Consider the following 17,525-nt stretch of genomic DNA (forward strand, 5'->3'; position numbering starts at 1 on the left):
GGCGACGGCGTGTTATTGTGTCACCCGCTTAGCGATGCGGTGTATCATAACAGGGCTATTCTGGTGACCTCGTTCACCATACCGCTATAATAAGGAGGTGAAAACAATGGGTAAACGTCGCCAATGCGTATCGGCAGTCTGCAATGACCCAGTGATTAACCCTCTGCGAGATCAGGAGAATCTGTAATGAATCATCAAACAAAAATAATGGAAGTGCCAGTGGCGATCGCCGACAGAGTGCAGGCGTTGATTGACGCCCATGAGGCGAAAGAGAAGTTCAATGCAGAGCGCAAGGAGGTCGTGAATAACTTCCTTTCCATGGATGGCTTAAGTTGTGAGATGGCTGTTTATAGCTTGCCTCAAGGGGAGTTGCTCGACACGCTTCGGTTTGTGTATGAAATCTCCGGTACGAACAGCAAATTCATCAAAAACATTCTGACCCAATCTCGAGAGAACCCACAGAAAGTTTTATCTGACGCTCAGCGCTCATCAGCCAAGAGCCTGTTGTTTAATCTGATTAATGATCCCTCGGTGGTTTCTGCCATGAAGGAAATGTAATCCTGCCATGACAGCATGAGCGGCTTGCAGTGTGGCAGGTCGCTTTCTCGAGATGAAAATAGACATACAAAAAGGCCGAAACGGTTATTCACCGTTTCGGCCTTTTCTGTTCTTACGAACGAAGATCCTGCCACACCCCCTCCTTTATATAGATAGGACTTTCTCTCTCAATCTTTGCGAGCAAAATGTTATGACTGATGCTATAGGAAAACCACTAGAAATCACCCCAAAGACCGGAGGAGGACCGGACGGGAGAAATTGGTGCTGTGATTCGAGGAAAACTATGCTTGCAGTGGTCAGGTAGTGCAAGGGTTGAGGGATTATAGCGAGGTCAGTCTAGTGTGACCGATCCAGCGACTTTGAATTTCACGAAGGAGGATGATTAAGCAAATAGCGAGTTCATCACATTATAAAACACTATCTTTTGTTTTAATATCAATGTCTTGTAATGTCATTAAGGAATGCTGATGTTCGACTCTCTCTTTGGTGTAAAAAAAAGTTACAGAAATACCTACAAAATCAATAATAAAGCAAACGCAGGCGGTTGGTATAAATGCACTTACTGCAACAAGTCTATCCGCTTTAGTGAATCTCACGTTGATCATGTTTGGCCAAAAAGTAAAAATGGCTCGAATGCCTCTTATAATTTAGTAATTGCTTGTGCGCCATGTAATCAAAGTAAAGGGAATAAAATCGACGGGCGAGTAATTGATGGCTATGTAGCTAAAATATTTTAAGGTTTTGACTACAACAAACTATTTGATTTTGAAAAAGCAGCAAACTTTAGCTTGCTGCTTTTTATCACCATAAAACCGCTAGACTCCAATTACGGTCATCGTCGGCGGTAGTGAGTCAAGTTGACGTTTGTTGAACTTGAATTTTTTCGATTGCATCACTAACTCCTTACTCGCTGTCGATTGAGAAATGTTGACGTAATTCGGCCAGCAAGGTTTTAGGCATCAGAAGGTAGATTCCTTTGCCTGAATCCTCCACGATACTCAGAGTAAGTACTGATCCATAGTCTAAGTCGTCTTCAAATTCGGTATAGGTAAGTGCTCGTTTCAGCAGGTCGTTCCCGGTACCGTCGACGCCGTCAGCAGATAGGTCGTAAAGTGAGGTCAGGAACCAAAGTTCACATTGCAGTTCGTCCCATACCTGTTGGGTTTCGGCTTCATCGTGGAATGGTTCGGTGAGTATGGATAGGAGTTGTTCTTGTAAGATCGTGGTGATTGGTAGAGATGTGATTTGTTGAAGATTAGTTAGTTTAAACATGATTAACTCCTTGTTTATCAATATCATAGAGTTAATATGAGTTTGTTCTTTATGATGTTTCAGTAGGTATGTAGTTACAAGCAAATCATCACTATATTAAAGGCGCTCTATTACTCTAGCCTTGGCAGAGCTATATTCTTCGTCAGTTAACGCGCCACATTGATGTAACTCTTTCAGCTTTACGAGCTTATCAATGTGTTCATCTACTTCTGGAAATATAATATGAAGTTGACATTTTCCACCCCCAGAACTGTCAGATTTTAAATTCATCTGTATATCTAATCCTGAAGGATTTGGAATAGTGCCCCCTAACGATAATTCATCGTGTAGATTTCGAGAAATATCAATTTTAACCTCTTTAAGCCCTTGATTCTTTGCATTATTGATTAATGCATTAATACGCTCTGCTTCCTCTTCCATGATAGAGCTCGTTGAAACCTCATCGCTCTCCTCACTTGATTTCATGTGATCGTAAATTAAGTAAGGAATTCCACCAAAAAAGAATTTTATAAGCTTAGACATATGTGAACCCACGGAAGTAGTAATAGTCCAGTAGCATATTCTACAGCGATAAAATTGGCTAGTATCTACCTGTCCACCCACCAACTTAAAATCCTAAGTCGCTGGGTCGGTCACACTAGACTGGCCCGGTAACCACCTCTCAGCCCTTGTGCTGCCTGACTTCCAAGACATAACTTTCTCTTCATCACAGCACCAATTTCTCTCGTCCGGTCCTCCTCCGGTCTTTGAGCTGATTTTTAGTGGATTTCCCGACGGCGTCGACGGTTCCGGTTAGCTAACTCTACCTGCATTTTTCAGTGCAATTTCATCTGATACCAGACAGCCGACTCAGCCCCTACGTACATAGCAGAGACCCGGTGTAGTCCGTCAGGGCAGAGTTATTACCGATTGCAGTATGAATACCTTCCTAGTGATCACCCGCTGGTTCTGGCCCTGTGAGTGAGTCTGAGATGGTCCTAGCTAAACGGCTTTACGATAAAACAGACCAATTGCCCTAAGATGGCAATTGGTCATTAAGAATGTTGTTTCCCCCTGAACTGTCAGCTTCATTAGCTTTGGGATCATGGGTGGTCATACCGTCAGTAAAATAGGTATCTGATTAATTTAATATTAATAACCTGAACCTAAGGGAACGGAATGTTGGTTATATTTTTGTTGGTTCAGGCGGCGAGTTTTTCTGTGGTCCGACAGTGGTGTTAAGCGGAATGAACTGGCTCAGACAGACGAAGATGGGTTCTGTTGGCCGATATGGTGCAGTGATCATCAATGTGCTTCTGTGGTGACTACGTGGAAGATTTTAGCTAAGTAGATGGACCAGAGCTTACCGGAAGGTAACGTGGACCGGATATGGACAGGCGGTTAACTGGCTAACCTCCAGATATGACAAAGGCGCGTGGATTTCTCCATGCGCCTTATCAAGAATTTGGTGGCCCCTGACAGACTTGAACTGTCGACCAAGCGATTATGAGTCGCCTGCTCTAACCACTGAGCTAAGGGGCCAGTGTGCGGGAAATTATATGGGATGGATTGCGGGTTGTCTAGCGAATAAAGTGATTGTTTCGTTTGCTTTTTAGGCGGTTGTGCCGCAGTTAGGTGTGGATCGCATGTCGGCTAACACATTGAAAAGACATACGTGATAACGGAGAAAATGGTGGATGGAGGCGGGATATAAAAAAACGGGCGCAAGGCCCGTTTTTGTGTTTTTTTATCCGAGGCGATTACTCGTCAAGGAAGCTGCGTAGCACGTCTGAACGGCTTGGGTGACGCAGTTTACGTAGGGCTTTGGCTTCGATCTGACGAATACGCTCACGCGTTACGTCGAACTGCTTACCCACTTCCTCTAGGGTGTGGTCAGTGTTCATGTCGATACCGAAACGCATACGCAGTACTTTGGCTTCACGTGGCGTTAGGCCAGCCAGTACGTCGTTGGTTGCCATGCGTAGGTTGGTTGCTGTCGCGGCATCCATCGGTAGCTGAAGCGTGGTATCTTCAATGAAGTCACCTAGGTGTGAATCTTCATCATCACCGATAGGGGTTTCCATTGAGATTGGCTCTTTCGCAATCTTCAGGACTTTACGGATCTTGTCTTCCGGCATTTGCATGCGCTCTGCCAATTCTTCTGGCAGTGGCTCACGACCCATCTCCTGAAGCATCTGACGAGAGATACGGTTCAGTTTGTTGATGGTTTCGATCATGTGTACTGGAATACGGATGGTACGTGCCTGATCCGCGATAGAACGCGTGATAGCCTGACGGATCCACCATGTTGCGTACGTCGAGAACTTGTAACCACGACGGTATTCAAACTTATCAACCGCTTTCATCAGACCGATGTTACCTTCCTGGATAAGATCCAAGAACTGTAGACCACGGTTGGTGTATTTCTTCGCGATAGAGATAACCAGACGCAAGTTTGCTTCTACCATCTCTTTCTTCGCACGGCGGGCTTTCGCTTCACCGATAGACATACGACGGCTGATGTCTTTGATGCGCTCAATAGACAGACCGGTTTCTTGTTCTAGAATACGCAGTTTCAGTGAAGCACGACGAAGATCTTCTTCGTACGTTTTCAAACGCTCTGCGTAGGGCTTGCCTGAATTCAGTGCTTCGTCGATCCACTCGCTTGATGATTCGTTGCCCGCAAACAGGTTGACGAAGGTTTTCTTCGGCATCTTACTGTTGTCGACACACATGCGCATGATCAGACGTTCGTTAGTACGCACCTTGTCCATTGATTCGCGCAGTGAGCTAACCAGTTTATCGAACTGCTTAGGGATCAAACGGAACTGTTTGAAGATATCAGAAAGCTCTTCAATCGCCACTTCAGTGGTTGGGTTCTGACGACCGTTAGTCTCAATGGCCAGTGCCATTTTTTCATACGCTAGACGCAGTTCCGTGAATTTTTCACGTGCAAGTTCAGGGTCGATACCTGAATCTTCTTCTTCTTCCGCGTCTTCATCTTCATCGTCTTCAAGATCTTTATCTTCATCTTCAAGATCAGATTCGCTTAGCTCTGAGCCGATGTGCGTGGCTGTTGGCGCCGTGCTTTCTTCTTCGTTTGGATCAACAAAGCCTGAAATGATATCCGTCAGACGCAGTTCTTCGGCTTCAACCTTATCGAATTGCTCAAGCAGGTATGCGATAGCGGTTGGATATTCGGCAACTGAACACTGAACCTGGTTAATACCATCTTCAATGCGTTTTGCGATATCAATTTCGCCTTCACGGGTCAGGAGTTCTACGGTACCCATTTCACGCATGTACATGCGTACTGGATCGGTAGTACGACCAATTTCGCTTTCTACACTCGAAAGGGCTTGCGCCGCGGCTTCAATCGCGTCTTCGTCCGCATTGTCTTCTGTCATCATCAGATCATCGGCATCAGGGGCAGTTTCTACCACCTTAATACCCATGTCATTGATCATCTGAATGATGTCTTCCACCTGATCGGAATCGACGATGTCTTCCGGTAGGTGGTCATTTACTTCGGCGTAGGTCAGATAGCCTTGTTCCTTGCCTTTTGCGACAAGTAACTTTAGCTGTGACTGCGGATTTTGCTCCATAGACGATATCCAACTTAGGGTCTGATTGAGAGAGTAGTATGCAGAGATGCAAACCATTAATTATAACAAATTTCTTAATTGATGACTACGTACTAGCCGGGACGGTTGAGTATGAGTAACTGCAATTCCCGCTTCTCTTCGACTGATAAGCCGACGGTATTCGATTTAGCCTGCAACTTTTCGATTTGTTGTTTAACGCACTGGTCTAGCACTTTATCCATTGCGTCTAAAAATACATCTAGAGTGTTGTCCTCATCTTTGCTGAGGGGAAGCTCCCAGGCGGCCAAGCGGGCCAACATGCCTTCGTTCTTGCTTCCTCGCCAGTTCTCTAGCAACTGGCCTGTAGTGATATTGGGGTTCGCGCGGCACTTTTCAACTATTGATATCAATAAATTTAGTCCGGCAACCTCGATCCCTTCAAATGCGGCCATGTCAAATTCAAGGCTGTTCACAAAATCGGGATGCTGGATGAGCAGTGCGATCACCTCACGCATCGGGGTGCGTTTAATTTCTTGCTGCGGTGCTCGATGGCGTTGCGTTTCATCCCGCTTCAGCTCAATGCGAATTTGATCCGGCGGTAGCCCTAAATTATAGCCCAGTGTGTTGAGGAGGTATTCACGCAACGTGTCACCGGCGACTTTCTCAAGCAGGGGCTTGGCGAGCGTCTTCAGCTTCGCTTTGCCTTCTTTGCTGCTCATGTCGACTTGGGCGACGAGCGAGTTGAACATGAACTCCGACAGCGTCATCGCTTCGTTGATCTGCTGCTCAAAGCCGTCTTTGCCATACTGGCGGATATAGGTATCCGGATCTTCCCCATCGGGCAAGAACATGAATTTGAGCTGATGGCCATCGTTGAGGTATGGCAGGGCCTGCTCCATAGCACGCCATGCCGCATCACGTCCGGCGCGGTCACCGTCGTAACAGCACACCACGGTGCCGGTTTGACGGAACAAGGTTTGGATATGATCACTGGTGGTCGCGGTACCCAGTGAGGCCACTGCATAATCGACGCCAAATTGCGCCAATGCCACGACATCCATATACCCTTCGACCACCAGAAGCTTCTCGGGTTCCCGATAGGCTTGCAGCACTTCATACAGGCCGTACAGTTCACGCCCTTTATGGAAGATGGGGGTTTCTGGTGAGTTGAGGTACTTGGGTGTGCCATCACCCAGTACGCGGCCACCAAAGCCGATCACACGGCCACGGCGGTCGTGGATAGGGAACATGACACGGCCACGGAAGCGGTCGTAACGGCGGCCGTTGTCGTTTTCGATCAACATGCCGGCGGTTACGAGGGTGTCTTGCGCTTCGTTGTTGCGGCCAAAGCGGGTGCGAACGAGATCCCACTGATCCGGCACAAAGCCAATCCCGAACTTCTGCACGATTTCCCCGGACAGGCCACGGCCTTTGAGGTAATCAATCGCGACGCTGCCTTCTTGGGTGCGCAGTTGGGATTGGTAGAATTGGCTGATCTGTCCCATCATCTCGTACATGCCGAGTTTTTCTTTGCTGCGAGCGACAGGTTGTCCACCGCCGCCGCCGTCTTCTCTCGGGACGTCTAGCCCCACTTGAGATGCCAGCTCTTCAATTGCCTCAACAAATTCAAGGCGGTCGAATTCCATCACGAAATCAAGGACGTTACCGTGCGCACCACAGCCGAAGCAATGGTAGAACTGTTTTTCTTGGCTGACGGAAAAAGAGGGGGTTTTCTCGTTGTGAAACGGACAGCAAGCACCGAAGTTCTTGCCTTTCTTTTTGAGTTTCACGCGGGCATCCACGATATCTACGATGTCATGTCTGGCAATCAGATCATCGATGAAAGTACGTGGGATTTTACCTGCCATAGTGCGCGTGTTACCTGAAAGTGGTGAGAGAAGATGCATCAAAGCAAAAGGTTATTTAGGGAATAACGCTTTGATTTGATAGTAGTGTCAAAATGCGGAGAGGAGAATACAAACAAGCCGCGCATCCCGAAATCGGAGAGCACGGCTTGTTGCAGAAACTGAGTAAGGGATTAACCGAGTTTCGCTTTCACGAGCTGGCTAACTTTACCCATATCGGCACGACCCTGAATGTGAGGCTTAAGCTCAGCCATCAGTTTGCCCATGTCTTGCATGTTGGTTGCGCCAGTAGAAGCAATGGCCGCATCCAACAGGGCAACGACTTCGTCGTCACTCAGTGGTTGTGGCATGAATTCTTCTAATACGCAGATTTCAGCATGTTCAACATCGGCCAGATCTTGGCGGTTCGCTGCTTCATATTGAGCAATCGAATCGCGGCGTTGCTTAACCATTTTGGTCAAAACAGCCAGCACGTCGTCTTCGGAAAGAGTGATCTTTTCGTCCACTTCGCGCTGTTTAATGGCGGCTAAAACCAAACGGATAGCACCAAGACGAGGTTTATCCTTCGCCTTCATTGCTGCCTTTTGTTCGTCTTTAAGACGTTCGATCAGAGTCATAACGCAATCCTTCTGTTAATCGTTAGATTAGTACAGACGAACGCGACGCGCGTTTTCGCGAGCCAATTTTTTCAGGTGACGCTTAACTGCCGCTGCTTTAGCACGCTTACGTACAGTAGTAGGCTTTTCGAAGTGCTCACGACGACGAACTTCAGAAAGGATACCTGCTTTTTCGCAAGAGCGCTTGAAACGACGTAGTGCTACGTCAAACGGTTCGTTTTCACGTACTTTGATTACTGGCATGTAATACTCACCTCAGAGTGATTCATTAACGCTGACGATCATAGAAATGTCAGCTGATTAAAAATGGTGCGAAATTCTAATCTGATCTGGGGGCATTTGTAAAGCATTCTGCAACCCCGAACTGGTTAATTTCTGTCAAGGGCGGTAGTATTGCCCCCAATTACCATAAGTATAGAGGTTGTTATGCGTATACTGGGCATCGAAACCTCCTGTGACGAAACAGGCGTGGCTATTTTCGATGATGAGAAAGGCCTTTTGGCACATGAACTTTACAGTCAAGTAAAGCTGCATGCCGACTACGGTGGCGTGGTGCCGGAGCTGGCTTCTCGCGATCATGTGAAGAAGACGATTCCGTTGATCAAAGCGGCACTGAAAGACGCTGGGTTGACCCCTGCGGATTTGGATGGTGTGGCTTACACGGCGGGGCCTGGATTGGTCGGTGCACTGCTTGTCGGCGCAACGATTGGTCGTAGCCTGGCCTATGCATGGAACCTGCCTGCTGTTGCGGTTCACCACATGGAAGGCCACCTGTTGGCCCCGATGTTGGAAGACAATCCACCGGCGTTCCCGTTTGTGGCGCTGTTGGTGTCGGGCGGCCATACCATGATGGTTGACGTGAAAGGGATCGGTGAGTACGCCATCTTAGGTGAGTCGGTCGATGATGCGGCTGGCGAAGCGTTTGATAAAACGGCCAAGCTCATGGGTCTTGACTACCCGGGTGGTCCTCGCTTGGCGAAATTGGCAGAAAAGGGCACGAAGGGACGCTTTAAGTTCCCGCGTCCAATGACTGATCGTCCAGGGCTAGATTTCAGTTTTTCAGGCTTGAAAACCTTTACTGCGAACACAGTGCGCGCGAATGGCGATGATGATCAGACACGTGCTGACATTGCTTTTGCTTTCCAAGAAGCAGTAGTGGATACGCTGGCTATCAAATGTAAGCGTGCATTGAAGCAAACGGGCTACAAGCGCTTAGTCATTGCGGGCGGCGTGAGTGCGAACACCTACTTGCGTGAGCAGCTTGAAGTGCTGATGACGAACCTGAAAGGCGAAGTCTTCTACCCACGTACAGAGTTCTGTACGGATAACGGGGCGATGATCGCGTATGCGGGTATGCAGCGTTTGAAAAATCAGGAAAGCATGGACTTGAGCGTAAAAGCGCATCCACGTTGGCCGATTGATCAGCTTAAGCCTATCCACGACACCGAATAATGCCTGCCCGCACCACGCCCTCGGTGTACGGTGAGTCAGAATGAGCAACCCCGCGCAGGATCACTCCTGTGGCGGGGTTGTTTTGTTTTGGTGAGGGGCGTTTGCGTTAGCCGCGCTTTTTCGGGCGAATTTTTGCCAGATCTTGGGTTCTTCGCCAGCCAGCAGGCGACGTAAATTGTCATGGTGACGAAAGACCAGCAGGCACGACAGCATGGCGACCGGCATGGTGTATTCCGGTTTCACCCACCATGTGAACAGCGGGGCAAACAAGGCGGTGGTGATCGCTCCGACAGATGAATAACCCGATACCAGCACAGTGAGCAGCCACGCGCCGATCAGCATGCCGCTGAGATCCCACCCGATCGGGGCTAAGGCACCGAGTGCGGTCGCGACCCCTTTGCCACCGCGAAAATGAAAGAAAATGGGATAGATGTGGCCCAGACAGGCCGCGATGCCGATGATGCCCAGCATGAAAGGGTTCACGCCAATCAAATAGCTCAGCCATACCGGTAACATGCCTTTAAGAATGTCACAGAACAGCACCGCTGCGGCTGCGCCGCGCCCGCCAATGCGTAGCACGTTGGTGGCACCGGGATTACCGGAGCCGGACTCGCGCGGATCAGGCAGGCCATAAAGGCGACTGATCAGCACGGCGCTGGAGATGGATCCCAGCAAATAGGCGCTGATGATGATTAACAGGACGAATGGTGTCATGCAGGATTCCCGTTACGGGCGAGAGTATCGCCGAATTATCCTTGGTCTATTATGTTGCTTTTGTGGGCATATGGTATAGTGCAAACCCTTGGGCTCATAGGCAACCTGATGAGCTTTTAAATCAACGTCATACTATATCGACGTTTACGACCTGATAATACGCGTTTTGGCTCAAATTAGGTATCCGACCTCTAACATAATTAGCGATTGAACATGGATTCAGTATTTATCGAACATCTCGAAGTTATCACCACCATTGGGGCGTATGACTGGGAACAAACGATCAAGCAAAAACTCGTGCTTGATGTTGAAATGGCACATGACAACCGTCCTGCGGCAACGCACGATGATGTGACCTTGGCGTTGGATTATGCCGCGGTCAGTGGCGCGATTATTCAGCACATTGAAGGTGGTCGCTTTTTGTTGGTGGAACGCGTAGCAGAAGAGATCGCCCAGCTGGTGATGACACAGTTTGGCGTGCCTTGGATCCGTGTTCGTGTGACCAAACCGGGTGCTGTTCCCGCCGCGCGTGGCGTGGGTGTGCAGATTGAACGAGGCAACCGGTGATCACCGCCTATATCAGCGTGGGGTCGAACATCGAGCGGGACTACCACGTTCACGTCGCGATTGCTGAACTCAAGCAGCTAGGGACGGCATGCACGGTGTCGACGATCTATGAGGCTGAGCCGGTCGGCTTTGACGGCCCCAATTTCTACAATGCGGTGGTGGCCATTACCACGTCATTGTCGCTGGTCGACCTGCAGCACACGCTCAAGCAGCTGGAGTTGCAGTATGGCCGTTCCCCGACTGCGCAGAAGAATCAAAGCCGCACCTTGGATCTTGATATTCTGCTCTATGGGGAGTGCGTCAGTGACGTTGCGCCGCAGTTGCCCCGTGCCGATATATTTAAATTCGCGTTTGTGCTGCGCCCCTTGATGGAGCTGTGTCCAGAGCGGGTGATCCCGCAAGATGGTCGTACAGTGCGTCAAGTGTGGCAGGCATTTCATCGTGAACAGGCCCTGTGGCCAGTGGACGATTTTGTTATTTAAGGACAGTTAAACCGTATGAGTCATTTTGAAGCCTTTATCCTGGCCCTGATCCAGGGGCTGACCGAATTTTTGCCGATTTCCAGTTCTGCCCATTTAATTTTACCCTCTGCGATTTTCGGCTGGGCCGATCAGGGCTTGGTGTTTGATGTCGCGGTGCATGTCGGTACCCTGTTGGCTGTGATCGGCTACTTCCGTAAAGAAGTGGTATCACTGTTGTCAGCGTGGATTGGATCGATCTTCAAGAAACAACACAATGCCGAATCTAAATTGGCATGGATGATCGTGATCGCGACCATTCCGGCCTGTATTTTCGGCCTGTTCATGAAAGACATCATTGAGCTGTACCTGCGTTCGGCGTGGGTGATTGCTATTACGACCATCGTGTTTGGTTTGTTGTTGTGGTGGGTCGATGCCCGCGCGACGCAAAAAGATGACGAATACCAAGCGGATTGGAAACGTGCGGTGTTCATTGGCTTGTCACAGGCGGCGGCGATGATCCCGGGGACTTCCCGTTCTGGCGCGACCATGACAGCGGCGCTGTACTTAGGCTTTACCCGTGAAGCGGCAGCCCGTTTCTCGTTCCTGATGTCCATTCCGATCATTTTGTTGGCTGGTGGCTACCTGAGTCTTGGCTTGGTGAACAGTGATACACCGATCCAACTGAATGTGTTGGCGATCGGTATCTCGGTGTCGTTTGTCAGCGCATACGCGTGTATTCACGTATTCCTGAAGCTGGTGACGCGCCTGGGTATGTTGCCGTTTGTGATTTACCGCTTACTACTGGGCGCCGGTTTGATTGCGTTCTTGATCAGCCAGTAATAACTTCGCTTGGCGAAGCGACGCGTTCAAAATAAAAAGCCCAGCGTTTATCGCTGTAATGCATGTAAGTTAAGATAACTTACGTTTCTTCAGAGGCCGAGTCGCATAGCGACTCGGCCTTTTCTTTACTGCTCTCGGATAACTCCGCTCTTTTCTATCGGGCAAAACAAAGCTTTCCGCCATATCCAGTATGTAATTCATCACTTCTGGTATACGACCCGGTGCTACTGCGGGCAGGAGTTGAAGTTGGCTGAGTAAGAAGATTGATGCTTGTTTAAAACCTATTTGGTACGGCATTACTGATTTCAGTGAGTAGGCCATTTGGCACATCATGAACCGTAATAGGTTGTAAGCTAATAACATTCCCCATAGCTCTTGGGTCACTAACTCTGGAGTCTTGCTTCTCAGTGTTAGGTTGTTTTGCAGCATATATTGCTTCATTTCCCGATAACCCAACTCTATTTCCCAACGGTGACTGTATAGCTCAGCGATATCAGCCCCCGGATACCGCATCGGATCAGTCATTGAGGTCAACAGTTTTACCTCTTTTCCTTTAATTGTTTTTGTTATTAAACGAGCTTGCAGTGTCTCAGGTGCATCCGCCCATTTCTTTCTCGCTTGAGGGGAAAGTCTCAACTCCACAAGTTCCTGGCCTTTACCTAGCTTGCCTATCGTTGTGTATTGTGCACCTTTGCGTAACGGGATTAACCAATGCTTTTCTTCACCACTACTTTGCCAACGGTGAAGTAATCCTAATGCATAAAAACCTCGGTCAAATACGGTAAGGCTGTGGGATGGAGATTGGTCAACAAGTTGAGCAGTCAGGTCAACTTCACTCACTGATACGGAGTCAAAAGCAGCACTATTGAGAAGGTGACTCGTGAGTTCCATATGGCAAACCATACGAACTTGGGGGTAATCCGAAATGGTCGTCTTGTTACCTGTTCGACCAAAATGCGCGTCATTACCAGCCGTGTCCGGTGTTCGCCACACTACGCCATCTACAGCATGTAATGTTAAGCCGTGCCAGTCTGGATGCGGTGTTTTCTCATGCCAAAGTTGTTGTGTCTTGTTAAATACGGCTTCAACCGGTTCATGACCCAGCCGTTTTCGAGCTTGAATGACAGCACTCGGTGCGACAAATGGCTTCTTACCCGGCAAGAGAATATCGAGTTGAGAAACAACTTTTTCCATAGAAAGATGCCGATACAACGACATCCCAACGACACTCCACACCATTAGCTCCATTGGTAGGCGTCGTTTTCGAATTGTGGCAACGCCGGTATCGTTTAAGCACTGTTCAATGATGTCTGGAGACAGGAGATCTGATAACCCTGATAGTTCTGTTGCTGAAAATGAGTGGACTTCATGAAGTGCTTGTCTGAGGAACATAAAAAAATCCGAGTGCAGTGAATACACTCGGATTTTGACATGCTGTAAGGATCGTTCAACTGATCATTTTTTCGTTAACTGATCAGCATTACAGCGTTTATCGCTGGGCTTTTTTGTTGTTACGGGTCTCACTCACCAGTACTACACGCGGGTACGTCCCAGTGCGACTTGTACGGCGATCGCGCGGCGCTTGCCGAGCTCTTCTTTGATTGCGGGGCCGGTAAAGCCATCATCAATGACGGGCTTGACTGCCACGCTTTGCGCCGCAAGAAACGCGGCTTGCAGTATGTCAGCTTGCGGGTATTCCGCGTCTTCAAAGCCAGTACGGCCACGGACATCGGCCCGACAGCACAGCGCCAGTTGTTCGACGCGCTCAGGTTTACGCCATGCATCTATCTGATCAAAAATTTTGATAAACGTTGACGGTCGCAGTTCGGCGGCGGTGTGAATTTTGGTGTGCTGGGCGCACACCATCAACGCCGTATCGCGGTATTCATTGGGCACGCGCAAGCGTTGGCACAGTTCACGGATCGCGCCTAACCCAGTTTGGCAGTGCATTTTATGGCTTGGCCATTCCGCTTCAGGGGTCAGGGCTTTGCCCAGATCATGCACCTGTGCGGTAAAACGAATGACGGGGGACGGGCTCAGCTGTGCGGCTTGCGCAGCCACCAATAGCGTGTGGATCCCACAGTCAATTTCTGGGTGCCATTTTTCCGGTTGCGGCACACCAAACAGGGCATGGATTTCCGGCATGATCACCGCCAGCGCCCCGCATTGGCGTAGCACGGTCAGGAAGATCTCCGGGTTCTCCGTGTGCAGTGAGCGTTCCCATTCTTGCCAGACGCGCTCGGGCGTTAAGGCCGCCAGTTCACCGGCCACCACCATGTCCTGCATTAACGCCAGCGTTTCGGGGGCAATGGTAAAGCCCAAATGGGCGAAGCGTGCGGCAAAGCGGGCAATGCGCAAGACGCGCAGCGGATCTTCCACAAACGCGTCAGAGACATGGCGTAAGACACGTTGGTCGAGATCCTGCTGTCCGTGATACGGATCAATCAGGGTGCCGTCATCCGCTTGCGCGATGGCATTGATGGTCAGATCCCGGCGCAGCAAGTCTTGCTCTAGCGTCACGTCGGGGGCGGAATAGCAAACAAAGCCGGTATAGCCTGCGCCGGATTTTCGCTCGGTACGGGCCAAGGCATATTCTTGCTTGGTTTTCGGGTGCAGGAAGACGGGGAAATCACTGCCGACTTGGGTGTACCCTTGATCCAGCATCTCTGCCGGTGTGGCGCCGACCACGACCCAATCCTGATCTTTTACGGGTAGGCCAAGCAGTGCATCCCGCACCGCTCCGCCGACTAAATATTTCTCCACGCGTGTCACCTTTTCTGAGGGAGTGCCATAGTTTTGTGTAAGAATTATATCAAACTGCACAATTATCACTAACATCCCGCGACCTGATATGAATTGTCGTGATCGCAACCGCCTTCCCCCTATACATTCAGCGGCGGTAAAGGTAACGTTACTTTTTATCTCCTTCGACTCATTGCGAGAATTACAGCATGTACAAGGATTTTTTTGGGATCTCGGAATCGCCGTTTTCGATTGTCCCTAGCGCGCGCTTTCTTTATTTAAGCGAGCGTCACCGTGAAGCGTTGACGCATATGCTGGCGAGCCTGGGTGGCGGCGGTGGTTTCGGGTTACTGACCGGTGAAGTCGGTACCGGTAAAACCACGGTATTACGCGGCCTTGTGGCGCGATTGCCACAAGAAACGCAGGTCGCCGTGATCCTGAACCCGTCATTGTCAACGCATGAGTTGCTGGCCGGTTTAAGTGATGAGCTGGGTATCAGTTATACCGAGCAAAGCAGCATTAAGCAGTTAACCGACGGTATCTACCAGCATTTACTGGCCAACCATAAAGCCGGCAAACAAACCCTGTTGTTGGTGGATGAAGCGCAGCATTTGATGCCTGACGCCCTTGAGCAATTGCGCCTGCTGACAAATTTGGAAACGGACAGCACCAAACTGCTAAAAGTGGTGTTGGTGGGGCAGCCGGAACTGCAGCAACTGTTGCAGCAAGAGAACCTGCGCCAGTTAGCGCAGCGGATCACCTCGCGTTATCACCTGTTGCCACTGAACGAAGAAGAAGTCAGTGAATACGTGAATTACCGCTTACGGGCGGTGGATTGTTTACACCAAGTGTTTACCCCTGCGTTGAATCTTCAGATCGCCCGTGCGACGGGGGGGATCCCGCGTTTGATCAACTTGGTGTGTGACAAAGCCATGTTGTATGGCTTCCAGTCGATGCGTCACCAGTTGGACAAGCACATTGTGACCCGTGCCTGTGATGAAGTGCTGAGCTGGCAACTGCCACGCAAAGCCCCGACGCAGAAAACCCATGCATCACGCCGTGGTGCTTTTCCGATATCGGCCTTAGCGGCGGGTGTCGTGATCGCGTTGGGTGTGGGTTGGTGGCAGGGCTGGATTGATTTGCCGACCCGCCCGAGTGACAAGGTTGCAACGGCTACGCCGTCAACGGCGGTCAGTGTCCGTCCCGTAACCCCTGCCACGGAGGCGTCCCCATTGACGCCGGTGTTGTCGCCCGATCCGGTTACTGAGACGCCAGCCATTGAGCCGACCATTGTGGTGCAAGCGCCGCTTGATCCTGTGCAGAACTGGCGTTATACCGTGCTGCAAGCACAGTCTGAAGCCAATGCGATGCAGACTCTTTACCGGTTATGGGGTTACGATCCGGCGTTGAATTTGGCCACTTGTGACTCCAGTGAGCGTATTGCCTTGCGTTGTTACGATGGCAAAGGCACGTTGGCGCAGCTCAGTCAGGTCAACCGCCCAGCGGTGGTGGCGTTGCGTGAGCCTGACGGCGCACAGTATTACGCGACCGTGTATGCCACGCGCGATGATGAGGTGGAGCTGTTACTCAGCGGGGAACGTATTGCGGTGTCATCGGCGTGGTTTGATGCCCGTTGGGACGGTCGCTACACCTTGCTCTGGCGTCCGCCATTGGGTGACAGTGCGGCCATTCGCTATGGGCAAGCGGGCCCGCGCGTAATTTGGCTGGATCACCAGCTGAGCACCTTGTTAGGCGCGCTGCCAGAAAGCCAAGAAACCTTTGGTCAAAGCCTGCTGGATAAGCTGCGTCGTTTCCAGCAGGAGCAGAACTTGTCTGTGGACGGCATTGCTGGCCCACGTACCCTTATGATGATTGATTCTGCGCTGAATTTACCTGGGCCGACCTTGCAGGCGGAGAGAAGCTAATGTCTAAATTGTTATCTGCGATTGCGCAATCGGAATCGCAAAATAGCGGCGCAACGGGTGCTTCCTCTTCGCTGTTGACGGAATTGATGACTGACCCGCGTGCCGCGGCGAAGCGGGGGGCTCAGCGCTACCGTACGGCGTTGTTAGTGATGTTGCCTGTGGTTGGGTTAGTCGGGTATAGCATGTACAGTGGCGCGTCTTCTGAGACGGCTGCGTCTACGGTGTCTGCGTCGGTGGCCGCAATGTCTGACGACACGCCGCCAGTGTACAAAGAAGCGAGCGCCACACCCGTGGTGGAAGTGATTCAGGACGAACCGTATTTCCCCGCCGGAATTGAGCGCCTGAGCTATCCGGATTTGTATACCGAACCGCTGCCGCGTCATCCAGCTGATCCTGACGTGATTGCCGCGACACATCAGCCGTTAGGGGGTGACAGCCTTGGGTCGAGTGAGACGACGCAATTTGTGCCGCCGACCAAGCCAGCCTCTCAAACGTGGGATCTGGAAGCGTTAGATTACACCGACATCTCTCCAGAGTTGGCCGCACAATTGCGTTCAGCGATCGCCGCCACGGAGGAGGGCAGTGAGCCCATGCCTGAGTTGCTGGAAAATGAGCGGGCGGGTATTCCGATCGGGGGGAAGGTCGATTATCAAGCCATTGATTTGGCCGACATGCCGATGGCGATGAAAAACCGCATCCCTAAGTTGGATTTCCAAACCCACATTTACTCGTCATCCCCGGACAGCCGTTGGGTAAAAGTGAACGGGGAAGAAGCGTATGAAGGGGATGAGATTGCTCCGGGCGTGGTATTGAAAAAAATCTCACCGCGTAACGTGGCATTTACCTTTGAGAAGTTTTTGATCTCAATGCCCGCGCTATCGTCTTGGTAAGAGAGCACGGGATATAAATAGAAAAAAGGCAGCCAGAAAGGCTGCCTTTTTTACGTCTG

Annotated in this window: 17 protein-coding genes and 1 tRNA gene; 8 read left to right on the forward strand and 10 right to left on the reverse strand. The window is 50.3% G+C overall.

Annotated elements, in window-relative coordinates; translation table 11 throughout:
• The first annotated feature begins 186 nt into the window (after positions 1–186).
• Together ACSF8W_RS21755 and ACSF8W_RS21760 are read left to right on the forward strand one after the other, a co-directional pair.
• Entirely contained in the window at positions 187–558 is a 372-nt protein-coding gene (locus ACSF8W_RS21755; protein ID WP_500849201.1) for a hypothetical protein, read from the forward strand.
• Between the two features lie 467 nt (positions 559–1,025).
• Positions 1,026–1,295 (forward strand): HNH endonuclease, encoded by a 270-nt coding sequence (locus ACSF8W_RS21760; protein WP_500849202.1) that lies wholly within the window; start codon positions 1,026–1,028, stop codon positions 1,293–1,295.
• Positions 1,296–1,461: 166 nt separating this feature from the next.
• On the opposite strand, the gene ACSF8W_RS21765 is transcribed toward ACSF8W_RS21760, so the two are convergent.
• The 7 genes from ACSF8W_RS21765 to rpsU form a co-directional block, all read right to left on the reverse strand.
• Positions 1,462–1,830, reverse strand: coding sequence for a hypothetical protein (locus ACSF8W_RS21765; RefSeq protein WP_500849203.1), 369 nt, complete (start codon positions 1,828–1,830; stop codon positions 1,462–1,464).
• 96 nt (positions 1,831–1,926) lie between these two features.
• Positions 1,927–2,352, reverse strand: a complete 426-nt coding sequence (locus ACSF8W_RS21770) for an SHOCT domain-containing protein (protein ID WP_500849204.1) — start codon at positions 2,350–2,352, stop codon at positions 1,927–1,929.
• Positions 2,353–3,275: 923 nt separating this feature from the next.
• Positions 3,276–3,351, reverse strand: a tRNA-Ile gene (locus ACSF8W_RS21775).
• Positions 3,352–3,569: 218 nt separating this feature from the next.
• Positions 3,570–5,414, reverse strand: a complete 1,845-nt coding sequence (gene rpoD, locus ACSF8W_RS21780; protein ID WP_500849205.1) for an RNA polymerase sigma factor RpoD — start codon at positions 5,412–5,414, stop codon at positions 3,570–3,572.
• A 92-nt stretch (positions 5,415–5,506) separates the two neighbouring features.
• On the reverse strand, positions 5,507–7,261 hold the full coding sequence (dnaG, locus tag ACSF8W_RS21785) for a DNA primase (protein ID WP_500849206.1): 1,755 nt from the start codon (positions 7,259–7,261) through the stop codon (positions 5,507–5,509).
• Positions 7,262–7,431: 170 nt separating this feature from the next.
• Entirely contained in the window at positions 7,432–7,875 is a 444-nt protein-coding gene (locus ACSF8W_RS21790) for a GatB/YqeY domain-containing protein (protein WP_500849207.1), read from the reverse strand.
• Between the two features lie 27 nt (positions 7,876–7,902).
• Entirely contained in the window at positions 7,903–8,118 is a 216-nt protein-coding gene (gene rpsU, locus ACSF8W_RS21795; protein WP_005301411.1) for a 30S ribosomal protein S21, read from the reverse strand.
• Positions 8,119–8,301: 183 nt separating this feature from the next.
• On the opposite strand from rpsU, the gene tsaD reads away from it, so the two are divergent.
• Positions 8,302–9,327 carry a tRNA (adenosine(37)-N6)-threonylcarbamoyltransferase complex transferase subunit TsaD gene (gene tsaD, locus ACSF8W_RS21800; RefSeq protein WP_500849208.1) on the forward strand — a complete coding sequence of 342 codons (1,026 nt, stop codon included), beginning with the start codon at positions 8,302–8,304 and terminating at the stop codon, positions 9,325–9,327.
• A gap of 60 nt (positions 9,328–9,387) precedes the next feature.
• On the opposite strand, the gene plsY is transcribed toward tsaD, so the two are convergent.
• Complete coding sequence (gene plsY / locus ACSF8W_RS21805; RefSeq protein WP_500849209.1) at positions 9,388–10,041, reverse strand: glycerol-3-phosphate 1-O-acyltransferase PlsY; 654 nt, start codon at positions 10,039–10,041, stop codon at positions 9,388–9,390.
• Between the two features lie 213 nt (positions 10,042–10,254).
• Here plsY and folB point away from each other — a divergent pair, with 213 nt between their 5' ends.
• The 3 genes from folB to ACSF8W_RS21820 are packed head-to-tail and all read left to right on the forward strand — an operon-like array spanning position 10,255 to position 11,909.
• Positions 10,255–10,608: a dihydroneopterin aldolase gene (folB, locus tag ACSF8W_RS21810; RefSeq protein ID WP_500849210.1), complete on the forward strand. Its 354-nt coding sequence runs from the start codon at positions 10,255–10,257 to the stop codon at positions 10,606–10,608.
• Positions 10,605–11,090, forward strand: coding sequence for a 2-amino-4-hydroxy-6-hydroxymethyldihydropteridine diphosphokinase (gene folK / locus ACSF8W_RS21815; RefSeq protein ID WP_500849211.1), 486 nt, complete (start codon positions 10,605–10,607; stop codon positions 11,088–11,090). The genes folB and folK overlap by 4 nt, the downstream gene beginning before the upstream one ends.
• A gap of 15 nt (positions 11,091–11,105) precedes the next feature.
• Positions 11,106–11,909: an undecaprenyl-diphosphate phosphatase gene (locus tag ACSF8W_RS21820; RefSeq protein WP_500849212.1), complete on the forward strand. Its 804-nt coding sequence runs from the start codon at positions 11,106–11,108 to the stop codon at positions 11,907–11,909.
• Between the two features lie 69 nt (positions 11,910–11,978).
• Here the strand turns inward: ACSF8W_RS21820 and ACSF8W_RS21825 are convergent, their stop codons facing one another.
• Both ACSF8W_RS21825 and ACSF8W_RS21830 read right to left on the reverse strand, forming a co-directional pair.
• Complete coding sequence (locus tag ACSF8W_RS21825) at positions 11,979–13,301, reverse strand: IS4 family transposase (RefSeq protein ID WP_500847844.1); 1,323 nt, start codon at positions 13,299–13,301, stop codon at positions 11,979–11,981.
• Between the two features lie 141 nt (positions 13,302–13,442).
• Positions 13,443–14,672, reverse strand: coding sequence for a multifunctional CCA addition/repair protein (locus tag ACSF8W_RS21830; protein WP_500849213.1), 1,230 nt, complete (start codon positions 14,670–14,672; stop codon positions 13,443–13,445).
• Positions 14,673–14,860: 188 nt separating this feature from the next.
• On the opposite strand from ACSF8W_RS21830, the gene ACSF8W_RS21835 reads away from it, so the two are divergent.
• Together ACSF8W_RS21835 and ACSF8W_RS21840 are read left to right on the forward strand one after the other, a co-directional pair.
• Positions 14,861–16,576: an ExeA family protein gene (locus ACSF8W_RS21835; protein ID WP_500849214.1), complete on the forward strand. Its 1,716-nt coding sequence runs from the start codon at positions 14,861–14,863 to the stop codon at positions 16,574–16,576.
• Positions 16,576–17,466 carry a general secretion pathway protein GspB gene (locus tag ACSF8W_RS21840; protein WP_500849215.1) on the forward strand — a complete coding sequence of 297 codons (891 nt, stop codon included), beginning with the start codon at positions 16,576–16,578 and terminating at the stop codon, positions 17,464–17,466. The genes ACSF8W_RS21835 and ACSF8W_RS21840 overlap by 1 nt, the downstream gene beginning before the upstream one ends.
• Positions 17,467–17,525 lie beyond the last annotated feature (59 nt).

It is taken from the genome of Photobacterium sp. 270122K (genome assembly GCF_059941365.1).

Bases quoted from the DNA above. Each gene is read 5' to 3' on its own strand.
- ACSF8W_RS21755 (WP_500849201.1), top strand. From the start codon at position 187: ATGAATCATCAAACAAAAATAATGGAAGTGCCAGTGGCGATCGCCGAC.
- ACSF8W_RS21760 (WP_500849202.1), top strand. From the start codon at position 1,026: ATGTTCGACTCTCTCTTTGGTGTAAAAAAAAGTTACAGAAATACCTAC.
- ACSF8W_RS21765 (WP_500849203.1), bottom strand. From the start codon at position 1,830: ATGTTTAAACTAACTAATCTTCAACAAATCACATCTCTACCAATCACC.
- ACSF8W_RS21770 (WP_500849204.1), bottom strand. From the start codon at position 2,352: ATGTCTAAGCTTATAAAATTCTTTTTTGGTGGAATTCCTTACTTAATT.
- rpoD (WP_500849205.1), bottom strand. From the start codon at position 5,414: ATGGAGCAAAATCCGCAGTCACAGCTAAAGTTACTTGTCGCAAAAGGC.
- dnaG (WP_500849206.1), bottom strand. From the start codon at position 7,261: ATGGCAGGTAAAATCCCACGTACTTTCATCGATGATCTGATTGCCAGA.
- ACSF8W_RS21790 (WP_500849207.1), bottom strand. From the start codon at position 7,875: ATGACTCTGATCGAACGTCTTAAAGACGAACAAAAGGCAGCAATGAAG.
- rpsU (WP_005301411.1), bottom strand. From the start codon at position 8,118: ATGCCAGTAATCAAAGTACGTGAAAACGAACCGTTTGACGTAGCACTA.
- tsaD (WP_500849208.1), top strand. From the start codon at position 8,302: ATGCGTATACTGGGCATCGAAACCTCCTGTGACGAAACAGGCGTGGCT.
- plsY (WP_500849209.1), bottom strand. From the start codon at position 10,041: ATGACACCATTCGTCCTGTTAATCATCATCAGCGCCTATTTGCTGGGA.
- folB (WP_500849210.1), top strand. From the start codon at position 10,255: ATGGATTCAGTATTTATCGAACATCTCGAAGTTATCACCACCATTGGG.
- ACSF8W_RS21820 (WP_500849212.1), top strand. From the start codon at position 11,106: ATGAGTCATTTTGAAGCCTTTATCCTGGCCCTGATCCAGGGGCTGACC.
- ACSF8W_RS21825 (WP_500847844.1), bottom strand. From the start codon at position 13,301: ATGTTCCTCAGACAAGCACTTCATGAAGTCCACTCATTTTCAGCAACA.
- ACSF8W_RS21835 (WP_500849214.1), top strand. From the start codon at position 14,861: ATGTACAAGGATTTTTTTGGGATCTCGGAATCGCCGTTTTCGATTGTC.
- ACSF8W_RS21840 (WP_500849215.1), top strand. From the start codon at position 16,576: ATGTCTAAATTGTTATCTGCGATTGCGCAATCGGAATCGCAAAATAGC.